The sequence below is a fragment of the Gordonia hirsuta DSM 44140 = NBRC 16056 genome (assembly GCF_000333015.1).
Taxonomy (GTDB): Bacteria; Actinomycetota; Actinomycetes; order Mycobacteriales; family Mycobacteriaceae; genus Gordonia; species Gordonia hirsuta.
In genome coordinates this window covers 83,039-97,743 of record NZ_BANT01000012.1, presented here as the reverse complement: position 1 = coordinate 97,743, position 14,705 = coordinate 83,039, and the positions used below count along the sequence as shown (strand labels likewise).

The 14,705-nt window shown below is 68.9% G+C and carries 15 protein-coding genes; 7 read left to right on the top strand and 8 right to left on the bottom strand.

The window, feature by feature from the left end; all coding sequences use genetic code 11:
* Window positions 1-63: 63 nt before the first annotated feature.
* Complete coding sequence (locus GOHSU_RS04415; RefSeq protein WP_005937431.1) at window positions 64-921, top strand: chymotrypsin family serine protease; 858 nt, start codon at window positions 64-66, stop codon at window positions 919-921.
* 122 nt (window positions 922-1,043) lie between these two features.
* On the opposite strand, the gene GOHSU_RS04410 is transcribed toward GOHSU_RS04415, so the two are convergent.
* Window positions 1,044-1,460, bottom strand: a complete 417-nt coding sequence (locus tag GOHSU_RS04410) for a pyridoxamine 5'-phosphate oxidase family protein (RefSeq protein ID WP_005937429.1) — start codon at window positions 1,458-1,460, stop codon at window positions 1,044-1,046.
* A gap of 184 nt (window positions 1,461-1,644) precedes the next feature.
* Between GOHSU_RS04410 and GOHSU_RS04405 the strand changes: the two genes are divergently transcribed.
* Window positions 1,645-2,160, top strand: coding sequence for a glycine cleavage system transcriptional repressor (locus tag GOHSU_RS04405; protein WP_005937427.1), 516 nt, complete (start codon window positions 1,645-1,647; stop codon window positions 2,158-2,160).
* Between the two features lie 31 nt (window positions 2,161-2,191).
* On the opposite strand, the gene glpD is transcribed toward GOHSU_RS04405, so the two are convergent.
* Complete coding sequence (gene glpD, locus GOHSU_RS04400) at window positions 2,192-3,946, bottom strand: glycerol-3-phosphate dehydrogenase (RefSeq protein ID WP_005937425.1); 1,755 nt, start codon at window positions 3,944-3,946, stop codon at window positions 2,192-2,194.
* A gap of 49 nt (window positions 3,947-3,995) precedes the next feature.
* Between glpD and glpK the strand changes: the two genes are divergently transcribed.
* Window positions 3,996-5,519: a glycerol kinase GlpK gene (glpK, locus tag GOHSU_RS04395; protein ID WP_005937422.1), complete on the top strand. Its 1,524-nt coding sequence runs from the start codon at window positions 3,996-3,998 to the stop codon at window positions 5,517-5,519.
* Here the strand turns inward: glpK and GOHSU_RS04390 are convergent.
* Window positions 5,494-6,954 (bottom strand): MFS transporter, encoded by a 1,461-nt coding sequence (locus tag GOHSU_RS04390; protein ID WP_155820943.1) that lies wholly within the window; start codon window positions 6,952-6,954, stop codon window positions 5,494-5,496. The two genes, glpK and GOHSU_RS04390, sit on opposite strands and share 26 nt — an antisense overlap.
* Before the next feature lie 8 nt (window positions 6,955-6,962).
* Window positions 6,963-8,363 carry an NAD(P)H-quinone dehydrogenase gene (locus GOHSU_RS04385; protein WP_024332788.1) on the bottom strand — a complete coding sequence of 467 codons (1,401 nt, stop codon included), beginning with the start codon at window positions 8,361-8,363 and terminating at the stop codon, window positions 6,963-6,965.
* A 103-nt stretch (window positions 8,364-8,466) separates the two neighbouring features.
* Here GOHSU_RS04385 and GOHSU_RS04380 point away from each other — a divergent pair, with 103 nt between their 5' ends.
* Window positions 8,467-8,958, top strand: a complete 492-nt coding sequence (locus GOHSU_RS04380; RefSeq protein WP_005937416.1) for a gamma-glutamylcyclotransferase family protein — start codon at window positions 8,467-8,469, stop codon at window positions 8,956-8,958.
* Between the two features lie 34 nt (window positions 8,959-8,992).
* Here GOHSU_RS04380 and GOHSU_RS04375 read toward each other — a convergent pair whose 3' ends face one another.
* A complete protein-coding gene (locus tag GOHSU_RS04375) occupies window positions 8,993-10,204 on the bottom strand; it encodes an amidohydrolase (RefSeq protein WP_005937414.1) in 1,212 nt (403 codons plus the stop codon).
* A complete protein-coding gene (locus GOHSU_RS04370; protein ID WP_005937411.1) occupies window positions 10,204-10,899 on the bottom strand; it encodes an enoyl-CoA hydratase/isomerase family protein in 696 nt (231 codons plus the stop codon). Before GOHSU_RS04370 ends, GOHSU_RS04375 begins: the two co-directional genes overlap by 1 nt.
* Window positions 10,900-11,008: 109 nt before the next feature.
* On the opposite strand from GOHSU_RS04370, the gene GOHSU_RS04365 reads away from it, so the two are divergent.
* A complete protein-coding gene (locus tag GOHSU_RS04365; RefSeq protein WP_005937408.1) occupies window positions 11,009-11,824 on the top strand; it encodes a hypothetical protein in 816 nt (271 codons plus the stop codon).
* Window positions 11,825-11,855: 31 nt separating this feature from the next.
* Here GOHSU_RS04365 and GOHSU_RS04360 read toward each other — a convergent pair whose 3' ends face one another.
* Window positions 11,856-12,614 carry a hypothetical protein gene (locus GOHSU_RS04360; protein ID WP_024332787.1) on the bottom strand — a complete coding sequence of 253 codons (759 nt, stop codon included), beginning with the start codon at window positions 12,612-12,614 and terminating at the stop codon, window positions 11,856-11,858.
* A 100-nt stretch (window positions 12,615-12,714) separates the two neighbouring features.
* Complete coding sequence (upp, locus tag GOHSU_RS04355) at window positions 12,715-13,359, bottom strand: uracil phosphoribosyltransferase (RefSeq protein WP_005937403.1); 645 nt, start codon at window positions 13,357-13,359, stop codon at window positions 12,715-12,717.
* Between the two features lie 73 nt (window positions 13,360-13,432).
* Here upp and GOHSU_RS04350 point away from each other — a divergent pair, with 73 nt between their 5' ends.
* Together GOHSU_RS04350 and GOHSU_RS04345 are read left to right on the top strand one after the other, a co-directional pair.
* Complete coding sequence (locus tag GOHSU_RS04350) at window positions 13,433-13,732, top strand: type VII secretion target (protein ID WP_024332786.1); 300 nt, start codon at window positions 13,433-13,435, stop codon at window positions 13,730-13,732.
* The gene (locus GOHSU_RS04345; protein ID WP_005937398.1) at window positions 13,732-14,637 is read left to right on the top strand and encodes a C40 family peptidase; all 906 of its coding nucleotides are present in this window, start codon (window positions 13,732-13,734) and stop codon (window positions 14,635-14,637) included. The genes GOHSU_RS04350 and GOHSU_RS04345 overlap by 1 nt, the downstream gene beginning before the upstream one ends.
* Window positions 14,638-14,705 lie beyond the last annotated feature (68 nt).

Genomic DNA, 14,705 nt, shown 5'->3' with positions numbered 1-14,705 from the left:
GCGGCCGCACTCCTACCTGTTGTCCACATCCGGTACCAACCGGCCCACCGAAAGGAGCCTTCAGTGGCTACCAAGCGAATCTTCGGCATTCTCGGCGCAGGCCTGGCAGCAGCAGTGCTGGCGGCCGGCGGCATGGCAGGCGTCGCCGACGCCGCCCCATTCGGCGATGCGCCCGGCCAAGTGGAGCAGGACGGCAACAAGGTCAAGAAGCGGGAGATCCTGCGAGACAGCAGCAGCTACCAGTACCTGTCTGCACCGCAGCGTCTGGAACCCGGTGCGAAATACCATGTCGCCCGCAACGGCAAGCTCACCAGCTCGTGTTCATTGGGCTGGACGGTGCGCCAGAAGTCCGATCCGAACCGGCTGTTCAACCTCACCGCCGGCCACTGCGGCAACAAGGGCGATGATGTCTACCTCGACCCGAAGGGCGCCGGGAACCCCTCCGACATGGTCAAGATCGGCCGGTTCGCCTGGAGCAAGTACGACGGCGACTCCAAGATCACCACCGGCGACGACTACGCCCTGATCGAACTGCTCCCCGAAATGAAGCAGTACTTGACCGGCACACCGAATATGACTCTGTTCGACCAGAAGCAGTCCGTTGTCCTCCAGGGCTGGCAGAGCGCCGAATGGCTGGCTCAGGCCAAGCCGTACATGTGTCGCCTGGGCTACCGTTCCGGCATCACCTGCGGCCAGTTCCAGGACCTCGAGCACGGCACCAACGTCTCCTTCGACGGGATCACCGACCAGGGCGACTCCGGGGGCGTCATCTGGGCGTTCGACCCGGCCGACACCGGCAGAACCAAGATCTACGCGGTCGCCGTCACCAGCTGGGTCAACTTCGGCCAGGACGCGGCCACGTCCAACGGCAAGACGATCGACCGGGCCATGAAGGGCCTGGACCTGCAGATCCTCCGGTAGGTCTGCCACTGCGAGGCGGCAGGCTGCAAGGCGGCAGGCTCTGCGCCGGCCGAGCGACGACACGGCCCCGCGATCCGCACGCGATGCGGTTCACGGGGCCGTGTCGTGTCGCGCCTGTGGAGTCACACCGGATAGCGGTCGGGTTCGGGACCGAACGCGAACCGCCGGCCGGAGATCTCGGTGACGTCGATCTCGACGTAGTTCATCTTCAGCGTCGGCACCCACGGCTTGAGCGGCAACTGGTCGGCTTCCTGGATCTCCTTGGTGCCGGTGAGGATCCGGGCATGCCCCTTGGCCACCACACTCCAGCCGATCTTGCTGGTGAAGCCGTCGGTCTCGAACGCCACCCGGCTGTTCACCGCGAGCTCGGACAGTTTGGTGCCCTCGCCGGTCCGGAAGAGGATCTTGCCGTTGTGCGCGTAGGCGTTGATCGGGAAGATCTCCGGTTCACCGTCAGCACTGAGCGCCAACCGCCCCATGACGCTCTCGCTCAGCAGGTTCCAGCATTGGTCTGCATCCAGAACGGTGATCGCTTCCATGTTCTCCTCATTCCTCTCCATGCTCGACCGCGCCGGGTCTGCGATGTCGATGTCCTTCCAGCCTATGCCGACCGGCGCCGCCAACCCAGGTTCATCGTGCCCCAGGGACCTTGGTCCTCCGGTGAGACGGCCCACCTGAGCCGAGTCGCCCGTGCAGCCGACCTCTGGCCGATACTCTGACCTCATGCGGAATCTCGTGCTGTCGGTGATCGGTGACGACCGGCCGGGACTGGTCTCGGCGCTGGCCGATGCGGTCGCCGGACACGGCGGGAACTGGGAACAGAGTCAGCTGGCGCACCTTGCGGGAAAGTTCGCCGGCATCGTGGCCGTGGCCGTCCCGGCCGACGGTGCCCAGCAGTTGATCGACGCGGTCACCAGCCTCGACGGCCTCCTGGAAGTCGCGGTCCATTCGGCCGACGGCCCCGTCGAGCGTGCGACGGCCACCGCCCTGACCATCGGTCTACTGGGCAACGACCGTCCCGGGATCGTCCAGGAGATCTCGGCAGCGTTGAATCGCAGCGGCGTGTCGATCGAGAAGATGACCACCGCGACCCGGGAAGCACCGATGGCCGGGGGCACTCTGTTCGAGGCGACCATGGAGGTCCTGGTTCCTGCCGATGCCGATCTGGGGGCGGTGCGCACTGAACTGGAGGCCATCGCCGCCGAGCTCCTGGTGGACCTGGGGATCGGCGGCAGCTGAACCGGACGGTCCGCTCCCCCTCCGGCGCGGGCTACCGGCCGGTCGGCTCGGCGGGCGGCAGTGGCTCGAGGATCTCCCGGCGTGCTTCCGGTGCGGCCACGCGCAGCGCATCAGCGGCCTCGTCGTCCGGCTGCCGCTGCGATTCGATCTCCGCACGTACCCGCGCCTGATAGTTCTCGACCTCCCAGTCCGTCTTTTCGGCGGACCAGCCGAGGATCGGCGCCATCAGCTCGGCGGCTTCGCGAGCGCAGTCCGCACCGCGGTGGCTGTACTCGATGGAGATGCGGGTGCGTCGCGCCATCACATCGTCCAGGTGCAGGGCGCCTTCGCGACGTGCGGCGTAGGCGACTTCGGCCCGCAGATACTGCGGTGCGGCCTCCAGTGGCTGCAGCAGCGACGGATCTGCGGCGGCCGGCGAAAGGACCTCGTCAAGCAGTGATCCGTAGCGGTTGAGCAGGCGGCGGACCCGGTACGGGTGCAGACCGTACTGCTCACCGAGGTGATCGCACTGATTGATCAGGGCGAAGTAGCCGTCCGCACCCAGCAGCGGTACACGCTCGGTCACTGAATCACCGATGCGATCCGGGATGAACTCGGCGGCCGCGTCGACGGCATCGGCGCCCATCACCCGGTAGGTGGTGTATTTGCCGCCGGCGATGGAGATCAGGCCCGGGGCGACGGTGGCGACGGCGTGCTCGCGCGAAAGCGCCGAGGTACTCTCGTCCTCGCCGGCCAGCAGCGGGCGCAGTCCGGCGTAGACGCCTTCGATGTCGTCGTGCGTCAGTTCGGTGACCAGTTCGGCGTTGACGCGCTCGAGGATGTAGTCGATATCGGCGCGGGTGGCCGCCGGATGGGCCAGATCCAGGTTCCAGTCGGTGTCGGTGGTGCCGATGATCCAGTGCGTTTCCCACGGGATGACGAACAGGACCGAGCTGGGCGTCCGCAGGATGATCGCCACCTCGCTGACGATCCGGTCGCGGGGCACCACGATATGCACACCCTTGGAGGCTCGCACGGTGAATGCGCCGCGTTCGCCGGAGAGCTGCTGCACCTCGTCGGTCCAGACTCCGGCGGCGTTGACCACGCACTGCGCTCGCACCGTCGTCGTGGCCCCGGTCTCGCTGTCACGCAGGTGCACTCCGGTGATGCGGCCGCCGGTCTTGTCGAAGCCGACGGCCTGCGTCGACGTGCGGATCACCGCGCCGTATTGGGCCGCGGTGCGCGCCAGGGTCAGGCTGTGCCGAGCGTCGTCGACGACGGTGTCGTGGTACCGGATGCCTCCGACGAGCGCATCCGGCTTGAGGCTCGGTGCGATCCGCAATGCCTTGCGGCGGGAGACGTGTTTCTGGCCGGGCACCGACTTCGCTCCGCCCATCTGATCGTAGAGGAACAGACCCGCGGCGATGTAGGGACGCTCCCACACGCGCTTGGTCAGTGGGAACAGGAACGGCAGCGGCCGGACCAGGTGCGGCGCCAGCAGCCGCAGGGACAGCTCTCGCTCCCGCAGCGCCTCGCGGACCAGTCCGAACTCGAGTTGTTCCAGGTAGCGCAGCCCACCGTGGAACATCTTGGACGAGCGACTCGAGGTACCCGAAGCGATATCGCGTGCCTCCACCAGCGCCACGCGCAGGCCCCGGGTGGCGGCATCCAGCGCGGTTCCGACACCGACCACGCCTCCGCCGATCACGACGAGATCGAACTCCTCGGTGGACAGTCGCTCCCACGCCTCGTTCCGCTGTGCGGGAGACAGATCCGCAGGCCGGTCTTGCTCATTCACACTGGACACGAGTTAGACTTTAGCCGAGTACGACCGCGTCTCTGGCAGACTGTCTCGAGTGACCGACGACACTGTGACCCACGACCGCACCTACGTCGCCGCCATCGACCAGGGCACCACCTCCACCCGCGCGATGATCTTCGACCACAGCGGCCAGGTGGTGGCCTCCGAACAGCTGGAACACCGGCAGATCTTTCCACGGGCCGGCTGGGTGGAACACGATCCGATGGAGATCTGGCGCAACACCCGCCGGGTCGCCGGTGCGGTCCTGGCGGCCAGCGAATTGCAGCCGCATCAGGTCGTCGCCTGCGGGATCACCAATCAGCGCGAGACCACCATCGTCTGGGACCGCACCACCGGCCTGCCGGTGTACAACGCCATCGTCTGGCAGGACACCCGGACCGACGAGCTCTGCGAATACTTCGCCGGCGATGCCGGGGTGGACCGCTACAAATCCCGCACGGGACTACCGCTGGCCTCCTATTTCGCCGGTCCGAAGATCCGGTGGATTCTGGACAACGTCGACGGGGCCCGCGAGCGGGCGCAGCGCGGTGAACTGTGCTTCGGCACCGTCGACAGCTGGCTGGCCTGGAATATGACCGGTGGCGTGGACGGCGGGCAGCACATCACCGATGTCACGAACGCCTCGCGCACCATGCTGATGGATCTGCGCACCCTGGCGTGGGATGAGCAGATCTGCGCCGAGGTGGGCATCCCGATGTCGATGCTGCCGCAGATCCGGTCCTCCTCCGAGGTCATCGGTCCGTTGCGCGCAGCCGGGTCGTTCGCTGATGTACCGCTCGCCGGCATCCTGGGTGACCAGCAGGCCGCCACCTTCGGTCAGGCCTGCCTGGAGCCCGGGGATGCGAAGAACACCTATGGCACCGGGAACTTCCTCCTGCTCAATACCGGTACCGAACCGGTCTTCTCCGACCACGGCCTCCTCACCACGGTCTGCTACCGGCTGGGTGATCAGCCCGCCCGCTATGCCCTGGAGGGATCGATCGCGGTCACCGGCTCGTTGGTGCAGTGGCTGCGCGACAACCTCGGGCTGATCCCGACCGCCGCGGATGTGGAGACACTGGCCGCACAGGCCGACGACAACGGCGGAGTCTATTTCGTTCCCGCCTTCTCCGGCCTGTTCGCCCCGCGCTGGCGTCCGGATGCGCGCGGAGTGATCGTCGGCCTGACCCGCTTCGCCGATAAGCGTCATCTCGCCCGATCGGTACTGGAAGCCAGCGCCTACCAGACCCGTGAGGTGATCGAGGCGATGCAGGCCGACTCCGGTGTCGCCCTGACCACCCTCAAAGTGGACGGCGGCATGGTGGTCAACGATCTGCTGATGCAATTCCAGTCCGACATCCTCGGGGTACCGGTGGTGCGGCCGGTGGTCAACGAGACCACCGCGCTGGGGGCCGCCTACGCCGCCGGTCTGGCCGTCGGCTTCTGGGAGTCCACCGACGACATCCGGGCCAACTGGGCCGAGGGCGGCCGCTGGTCACCGGCGATGGCATCGGGTGAACGCGAACGTCTCTATGCCGGCTGGAATCGCGCCGTCATCCATTCGTTCGATCTGGCGTGATGCCAGCCGCACCACCGGATCCCCGCGCCATCGCGCGGACCACGGCGAATTCGCGTAGTGCGGCACCGACCGCGAGAACGCCGACCAGTACGTAGCTGAAACTGAGTACCCGGGCCGATCCCAGCAGGGAGGGTCCGCCGACGGCCACCAGCAATCCCGCCAGCGCCGAGCCGAACGCGGTCGCGATCAGCTGGGTGGTGTTCATCCCCGCCGACACCTGCGCCGCTTCGCCGGTGCCCGGACCGGAGGCCACCTGCAGGCCGGCGGTCAGCCAGTGCGCCATCGCCATGCCGATCCCGCAACCGGCCACGAACAGCGACACCACCCAGCCCAGAATCACCGGCCAGGGCGCCGAGTCGGTCTGCAGCAAACCCAGACTGAGGAAACCGGCGGAGATGAACAGCGGGCCGAGGACCCGGACGATCCGCTTGCCGCGGGCCGACGCCACATTCGAGCTGATGACCGCCGAGACCGTCCAGCCCCACGAGATCGCCGCTCCGTAGAAGCCGGCCATCAACGGCGACATGCCGCCGAGTTCCTGCCCGAACAGGGGGATGAAGGTCTCGATCGTGACCGCCAGGGTCAGCAGCAGGATCGACAGATAGATCCATCGCAGCGGCGAGGAGCCGTGATACACCAGCGACGGCAGGACCCGGACCTGCGCCGTCCGTTCGCGGAGAACGAAGGCACCCGCGGCGACGACGGCACCGCCCATCATGACTGCGACCATGATCGGGTCGGTCTCGATCGACGCCACGCTGATCGCCAGGGCGGCCACCGCCAGCAGGGCCAGCGCCGTCCACGGGATCGGTTCGACGGCTTCGGCGGCTCCGGCGCGAGGCGGTAGCACCCGCGCCGACAACCACCCCAGCAGTACGGCGATGCCGGCCAGCATCACGAAGGCGCCCCGCCACAGCCCGACCTGGGCGAAGACACCGCCGATCAGCGGACCGCTGAGGTTCCCCACCCCCCACATCGCCGACATCAGGGCCACCGCCCGCTGCCACAGGGAGCGCGGCAGCACCAGCCGCACCACCGCGAACCCGAGCCCGGCCAGCAGCCCGGCGGCCAGTCCCTGGATCCCGCGGCCGACCAGCATCACCGGCATCGTCGGAGCGATCGCCGCGATGGCGGTGCCGCCGGCGAACACGGCGAAACCGCCCACATAGGAGGTTCGGCTCCCTAGAAGGGCCAGAGACCGCGCCACCAGCATCGACGACACCACCGCGGCGACGACGAAGACCGTCATGGTCCAGGCGTACAGCTCAACTCCACCGATATCGTCGATCGCGCTGGGCATCAGCGAGGTGGTCACGTAGGTGTTGGTCGCGAACAGTCCGACACCACCGGCCAGGACGATCACCGCCGACCGATGTCCGGGAGAGAACAGTTCCCGCCAGGTACCGACGCGCTCAGCCGGCGCCGAAGAGTCCACCAACGAGGTCAGTCGAGATCGTCGTGGCGCACCAACTGCCGGGCGGCTTCGGTGATCGAGCCGCTCAGCGACGGGTACACCGAGAAGGTGTTCGCCAGATCCGACACCTGCAGTTTGTTCTCCACCGCCAGCGCAATCGGCAGGATCAGCTCCGAGGCGTTCGGGGAGACGATGACCCCGCCGATCACCACTCCGGTGGCCGGCCGGCAGAAGATCTTGACGAAACCGCGGCGCACCCCGCTCATCTTGGCGCGCGGATTGGTCGACAGCGGCAGCATCACCGTTCGCGCCGGGTATTCGCCCCGGTCGATCGCGCTCTGCGAGACACCGACGGCGGCGATCTCGGGGCTGGTGAAGATGGACGCGGCGACGGTCTTGAGCCGGATCGGGCTGACACCCTCGCCGAGCGAATGGTACATCGCGATGCGGCCCTGCATGGCGGCCACCGAAGCCAGCAGCAGCACCCCGGTGCAGTCGCCGGCGGCGTAGATCCCGGAGACCGAGGTCCGCGACACCCGGTCGACGGTGATGTACCCGTTCCGGTCGACGGCCACCCCGGCCTCCTCCAGGCCCAGATCGCCGGTGTTGGGCAGCGAACCCACGGTCATCAGCACATGGGAGCCTTCGACGGTCTTGCCGTCGGCCAGTTCCACCACGACTCCCTCGTCGGTGCGGGAGACCCGATCGGCCCGGGCATGTTTGATCAGGGTCACCCCGCGCTCGGCGAAGGCCTCCTCGAGCACGCGGGCGGCGTCCTCGTCCTCGTGCGGCAGCACGCGGTCGCGGCTGGACACCAGGGTCACCCGGACACCCAGTTCAGTGTAGGCATGCACGAACTCGGCGCCGGTGACGCCCGAACCGACCACCACCAGGTGGTCGGGAAGAACCTCCAGGTCGTAGAGCTGGCGCCAGGTCAGGATGCGGTCGCCGTCGGGGGTGGCGTCGGGCAGCTCCCGCGGGGAGGCCCCGGTGGCGATCAGCACGACGTCGCCGACCACGGTTTCGGTGGCACCGTCGGGGAAGGTCGCGGTCACCTCATGGGCACCGGTGTCGTCGGTGCCGGCCAGGCAGCCGCGGGCGTTGACGATCCGCACCCCTTCGCTGCTCAGTCGCGCCCGGATGTCGGCGGACTGAGCGAACGCCAGATCTTTGACGCGCTGGTTGATATCGGTCACCGTGACCGACGACGCCTCCGAGCCGACACCGATCCCCAATTCAGCGGCCTTGCCGACCTCGGTGCGCACACCGGTGGTGGCGATGAAGGCTTTGCTGGGCACGCAGTCCCACAGGACGCAGGCTCCGCCGATACCGTCGGAGTCCAGCAGCGTGATGTCGGCACCGTAGGCCGCGCCCGCCAGCGCCGCCTCGTATCCGGCCGGTCCTCCACCGATGATCACGATCCGCGCCACACGCCACTCCTCGTCCACAGGGCTGTTGTCCTCCCCAACCTATCCGCATCTCGACCGCCGTGTGCAGTTCCCTCCGTCGCGGCAAACGCATAGGCTTTGCGCCGTGCCCCTCTATGCCGCCTATGCGTCGAACATGGATCCCGCCCAGATGCTGGAGCGGGCTCCGCACTCGCCGATGGAATCCACCGGCTGGCTGCACGGGTGGCGCTTGACCTTCGCCGGCGACGACATCGGCTGGGAGGGATCGCTGGCCACCGTCACCGAGGATCGGGAGAACCCCGACTCCAAGGTCTTCGTCGTGCTGTACGACGTGCCCACCGAGGACGAGGCGAACCTGGACCGCTGGGAAGGGACCGAACTGGGTGTGCACCGGAAGGTGCGGGCGCGGGTCCATACCCCCGACGGGCCGCGACTGGTGTGGCTGTATGTGGTCGACGGTTACGAGGGCGGCCTGCCGTCGGCCCGGTACATCGGAGTGATCGCCGATGCGGCCGAGGTCGCCGGCGCCCCGGCCGACTACATCGAACGACTGCGGCTGCACGAGGCCCGCAATGTGGGCCCCGGACCCGACGAGCCGATGGACAACCAGCCCTGAGCTCGGTGATCGGCCGCGGACAGCCGCGATCCGGTCAGAGGAGTTCGGCCTCGAGTTCACCGTGCAGCACCACGCCGGCCAGGGTCGCCACACCCACACCGATGGCACGTTCGTCGATATCGAAGTTGGGCTGATGCAGATCGCACTGCGGTCCCAGTCCCGACCAGACGCCCAACCGCGCCATCGCCCCGGGCACCTGCTCCAGGTACCACGCGAAATCTTCGCCACCGGGCGACTGCGGAGTGTCCACTTCGGCCGCCGGATCGATCGCTGAGACGCTGCGCCGCAGCATGCCGATGGAGTCCTCGTCGTTGATCACCGGCGGCACACCCCGCACATAGTTGAGGTGGTAGCTCACCCCCAGTGGTGAGACGAGTTCGCCGACGATGCCGCGCACCAGCGGCTCCAGTTCCGCCCACACCTGGTGATCTCCGGTACGGACGGTGCCGCGCAGTCGGCCCTCCTGGGGGATGGCGTTGGGTGCGTCACCCGAGTGTGCGGCACCCCAGCCCATGATCGTGCCCGATCGCGGGTCCAGCCGGCGGGCCAGGACGCCGGGCAGGCCGGTGATCAGCGCACCCATCGCGTAGATCAGATCGGCGGTCAGATGGGGCCGCGAAGTGTGTCCGCCCGGCCCCTGCAACTGCACGTCGATGCGGTCGGCCGCCGAGGTCAGTGCCCCGGCGCGCAGTCCGACGGTACCCACCGGCAGGTGCGGATCGCAGTGCAGCGCGAAGATCCGGGCCAGTCCGTCGGTGACTCCGGCCTCGATCGCATCCAGGGCGCCGCCTGGCATCACCTCTTCGGCCGCCTGGAAGATCAGCCGCACGCCGTAGGGAAGCCCCGAGCCCGGTGTGGGCGGACCCGGTGCCTCGTCGTCGACGACACCGGCCAGCAGGGACCCGACGGCCATCAGGATCGCGGTGTGCGCATCGTGTCCGCACGCGTGCGCCACCCCCTCGACCCGCGAGGTGAACGGCAGTCCGGTCTGTTCGGGGATCGGCAGCGCGTCCAGGTCGGCGCGCAAACCGATACGCGGCCGGTCCACCGGACCGAGATCGCAGACCACACCGGTGCCTTTGGGCAGCACCACCGGCTTCAGACCGGCCGCGGTGAGGACTTCGACCACCTTGGCGGTGGTGGCGAACTCCTCCATCGACAGCTCAGGCCACGCATGGATCTCGCGACGCCAGCCGATCACCTGGTCCAGGTTCTCGGCGAGCCAGTCGTCGATGACCGTCGACATCAGAGCAGCGTCGGCGGAGTCGGAGTGCGCAGATCCTCCAGCAGCGGCAGTCGCAGACCCCGCTTGATGACGGTCTGGTTGTCGTTGACGAGGCCGGTCCGCTCCCGAGCCACGGCACGGGCCGCCTCGATCAGTTCCGGCTCGTCGGCGGTCTGGTCGACGATGCCTGCGCGCAGCGCGTCATCGGCGTTGTAGCGCCGGCTGGTCAGCATGGCCTCGGTGGCGGTGGCATCCGGGATCCGGGTGCGCACCAGCGCCGCCATCCCGCGGGTGAAAGGCATGTTGAGCGCGGCCTCGGGCAGCGACCAGAAGCCGCGTTCGGTGCGCATGATGCGGTGGTCGGCGCACAGCGCCAGCATCGCGCCGGCACCGAAGGCGTGGCCGTTGATCGCGGCGATCGTCGGCGCCGGCAGGGTGAGCACCCGCGCGTACAGCTGGTGCACCCGGTCGAGGTACCCGGGCAGTTCGGCGAACGAGGCGGCGATGTGGTCGGTGTCCAGACCGTTGGAGAAGAATTTACCGGTCGCGGTCAGCACGATCGGCTTCTTCGCGGCGACGGCCTCATCGAGCACGACGTTCACCGCGTCGAGCCAGTCCAGTGCGAACCTGTTCTCCGGGTTGGTCTCGTCGAGTTCCAGGCCCTGCGTACCGAGGAAGACCTCAGCGGCGTCGTCGGTCAAAGAGAGATACGGCATGGGACAGACTCTATCGCTGCGGTCCGCGGTCGCGGGCCCCGGTAGGCTGACTTCCGCGCGGATCGGCGCTGACCCTGCCGGTCGGTGCCCGCGCAGGGGAGGACGCACTATGACGAAGCCGCACGAGCCCGATCAGCATCGACCGGACGAAGCCCGACCACCGGGTTTCGAGACCGCCGAGCAGTCCGGCTCGCACGCCGACACCGCCCCGCAGACGTCGCCGGAATACGCACCGACCGGATTCGCGCCGACTCAGTTCGGGGTTCCCCAGTTCGACAGCGCTCAGTTCGGGGGTGCCCCGCCCGGGTATCCCCCGGCCGGATATCCGCCGCCCGGGTATCCGCCCGCACCGCCGCCGAACCGGACCCCACAGATCCTGGCCGCCATCCTGGTGCCCATCGTGATCGCCACCCTGGTCGCGGTCAGCGTCGTGGTGATCCGCCACAACAACCAGCAGAACGACGAGGCATCGCCGCCCCCGACCGAGGTCACCGTCGTGGAGCCGGGGGCACCGGCGCCCCAGGAGCCCGATGCGGCCGGACAGATCCCGGCACCCGCCCCATCGGTGGCGCAGTCCCCCGAACCCAGCCCGTCTCCGTCGGCACCGCCGGTCAGCGGCGCCGATGCCCGCGGTTTCGCCTCCGGTCCGCGCTGCAATGCACCCGAGGATCCGCTGGTGTTCATCGGCTACACCGCGCGTTCGCGGGTGGTGATCTGTCAGGTCGGCAGCCAGGTGGGCCGCAATTACTACAAGGGGCTGGCCAACGGCAATGCGATCGAAATCGGTTATCCGTCCCGTTCGGGGTCGACGTTCACCGCGGTCAACGGTTCGGTGCGGTACGTGGTGTCCCCCTCATCGCTGGTCATCACCGAGAACGGCCGGACGCTGAGCACCGAGCCGATGATCCAGGCGTGGGTCGACTGAGTCCGCGGGCTCTCCGCAGCTGCGGCGGCCCTCACGGCAACGGCTGGATCTGCCGCTTGATCTCCTGGTAGCCGCGCACCCGTGCGATCACCCGGTCGGCAGCCGAATCGACGTGATCGGTCTGCGGGGCCGCCTCGATGCCGTAGAGCATGGCGTTGAGCTGACCGTGCAGCGTGGCCCGCTCCTCGGCGGTGCGCGCATCCTCGCGCTCCTTCCGCAGGGACTCGTCGATGCTCGCGGCCTCAACAGCACACTGCTCGATCAACGCCACATTGCGATTGGCCGCCTCTTCCAGCGCCTCTGCTGCGGCCTGCGCCTCGGCGAGGATCCGGCGGTCGTCCTGGTTGGGCGCATCCAGTCCTGACAGCCTGATCGCCGTGGCCCGCAAGGCACGGGCCCGCCGGTAGCGGTCGGTGATGCCGGTGATGTCGGCGGAGAAGTCGGTGTCACCGAGCCAGCCCTCCCGTGCGGCCTCTGAACCGGAGACCCGGTGCACCGCCGCCACAGCCGCATCGAGTCGCCGGACGTTCTCGATACCGAGCTCGTTGACGAAGGCCTGTCGCTGCTGGTGCGCCTCCCACTTGCGCTTGGCTTCGGCGGCCTGCTCGTCGGCCAGCCGTTTGGCCTGGCGCTGCCGATTGAGCCGGGACAGGCCCCAGATCAGCACGCCGGCACTCGCCGCCACGAGGATCCCGATCCACACCTCACCGGGTATCGAGGCGAGCAGCCCGATCAGGAAGACCACTCCGATCGCGGTCAGACACCCGCTGTTGCCACCCTTCGCGGCCATGATCGTCACCTCCCTGTCCTGAACCGTCGCCGTACCGTACCGCGCACCCCCGACATCGCCGGGTTCCCCGCACACCCGCACCAGCCCCGGCCGGACGGTCCTAGAAGTTCCGGGGACCGAAGAGCCGGTCGCCCGCATCACCGAGGCCGGGCACGATGTAGGAGTCCTCGTTCAAACCGTCGTCGATGCCGCCGATCACCAACCGCAGCCGGTGCGGCGACGCCTGGAGGGCGGCCACCCCCTGCGGGGCGCCGACCACGCAGACGGCGGTGACGTCGTCGGCACCGTGACGGGCCAGGACGTCGAGGGTGTGACACATCGATCCGGCGGTGGCCAGCATCGGATCAAGGACGAAGACCGTCCGGCCGGCCAGCTCGCGCGGCAGCGACACCAGATATTCGTTCGGTCGAGCGGTCGCCTCATCGCGAGCCACCCCCACGAAGCCGATCTGCGCTTCGGGCAGCAGCGTCATGGCGGCATCGAGCATGCCCAGTCCGGCCCGCAGGACCGGCACCAGCAGCGGCGGCTGGGCGATCCGGACTCCGGTGCACGGACCGATGGGCGTGCGCACCGTGGTCTCGTCGACGTCGATCCCGGCCAGCGCCTCGTACATGAGCATCGTGGTCAGTTGCGCCAGCAGAGTGCGGAACGCCGGTGTATCGGTCTCGGCGTCACGCAGGCTGGTCAGCCGAGCCCGGACCATCGGATGGCTGAGCACCTGCACCTGTACCGAACCGTCGTCCATGGCGGTTGACCTTAGCTGCCGACGGGCCCGGCGCGTCGGGGAACCGGATCGGGATCCGGTGCGTCTAATCGGTATGAAGCCCGTCACAGTCTCCACACCGTCCCTGTCCACCATCGCCGGTCAGCACGCGACGGCCGCCGAAACCGTCGGCGAACGAGCCGCGGCAGAACGGTTCGACGCCGCCCTGCTGGCCCCGGCCTTCGGGTTGATCGGGGCCCCGTTCCTGTCCGCCCTGGCCGCATCCATGGCCGCACGGGCCGCCCGCCTCGACGGTCTGACCGCTGCCCACAGGGGGCAGACGACCGCCACCGCCGCTGCGGCCACCGCCTACGGGGCCGCCGAGGCCGCCAACGCGGCGGAGGTGTCGGCGTGATGTACGAGTTCCTGATCGTCCCGTTGCGCCTGCTCATCGCCGCACTGGGCACCGGCGAACTGCCCCCGGCGGGTCCGGCCTCCACCCTGACCGCCTCGGCGGCGGCGCTGAACCAATCGGCGACGCTGACCGGCCGGGCCGCTGCCGAGGCCGCATCGTCGTGGACCGGATCGGGCGGTTCAGCGGCCGCGGCACTGGCGACCCGGACCGCCCACAGCGACACCGTCGAGGCCGCCGCCGGCACCGACATCAGCGCCCTGGTGCAGACCGCCGCCGGCCGGGTCAAGCAGGCCAACACCGAGCTGAACCGGCTCGCCGACTCCTTCGTGGCCGCAGCCGCGGTCGCCGCGCCGACGCTGTCCCCGGCCGCACTGGCCGTGCTGATCCCGCTGGCCGCCCAGCACATCGGGCAGGGGCTGGCGGTGGTGACCCGGACCCAGTCGGAACTGGCCGGCGATGCGCAGGGGCTCGGCCGGCACCCGTCACCGGCCGAGGTCGCCTCGACCACACCCGGCCGTATCCCGATCACGCTGCCGGACGGATCGGTCGCCTATGCCCCCAACGAACGGGCCGCCACCGCCGTGCGCGCGGCCCTCAGTCAGCGCGGGGTGCCCTACGTGTGGGGCGGCACCACCCCGGCCGGGTTCGACTGCAGCGGTTTCACCCAATGGGCCTACCGGCAGGCCGGACTGGAACTGCCGCGGCTGGCCCAGGATCAGGACACCGCCGGGTTCCAGGTGTCCCAGTCCCAGCTGATGCCCGGTGACCTGGCAGTTTGGAGCGGTCACGTGGCGATGTACGTGGGCAATGGACAGTTGGTGGAGGCCGGGGATCCGGTCCAGGTCGGACCGGTGCGCACCACCAATCTGGATCAGACGTTCGAGGGTTTCTATCGGCCCCGGTAGAGGATCGGCGCCGCAGACACTCTCGGCACCGGCCCGACCTGCACAGGGCCGCCCCGGTGCCGGTACGC

What these genes read in the sequence shown, in the direction of transcription:
- GOHSU_RS04410 (WP_005937429.1), bottom strand. Translation starts at nt 1,460, where the DNA reads ATGGAAGCGATCACCGTTCTGGATGCAGACCAATGCTGGAACCTGCTG.
- GOHSU_RS04405 (WP_005937427.1), top strand. Translation starts at nt 1,645, where the DNA reads ATGCGGAATCTCGTGCTGTCGGTGATCGGTGACGACCGGCCGGGACTG.
- GOHSU_RS04375 (WP_005937414.1), bottom strand. Translation starts at nt 10,204, where the DNA reads ATGTCGACGGTCATCGACGACTGGCTCGCCGAGAACCTGGACCAGGTG.
- GOHSU_RS04370 (WP_005937411.1), bottom strand. Translation starts at nt 10,899, where the DNA reads ATGCCGTATCTCTCTTTGACCGACGACGCCGCTGAGGTCTTCCTCGGT.
- GOHSU_RS04365 (WP_005937408.1), top strand. Translation starts at nt 11,009, where the DNA reads ATGACGAAGCCGCACGAGCCCGATCAGCATCGACCGGACGAAGCCCGA.
- GOHSU_RS04360 (WP_024332787.1), bottom strand. Translation starts at nt 12,614, where the DNA reads ATGGCCGCGAAGGGTGGCAACAGCGGGTGTCTGACCGCGATCGGAGTG.
- upp (WP_005937403.1), bottom strand. Translation starts at nt 13,359, where the DNA reads ATGGACGACGGTTCGGTACAGGTGCAGGTGCTCAGCCATCCGATGGTC.
- GOHSU_RS04350 (WP_024332786.1), top strand. Translation starts at nt 13,433, where the DNA reads ATGAAGCCCGTCACAGTCTCCACACCGTCCCTGTCCACCATCGCCGGT.
- GOHSU_RS04345 (WP_005937398.1), top strand. Translation starts at nt 13,732, where the DNA reads ATGTACGAGTTCCTGATCGTCCCGTTGCGCCTGCTCATCGCCGCACTG.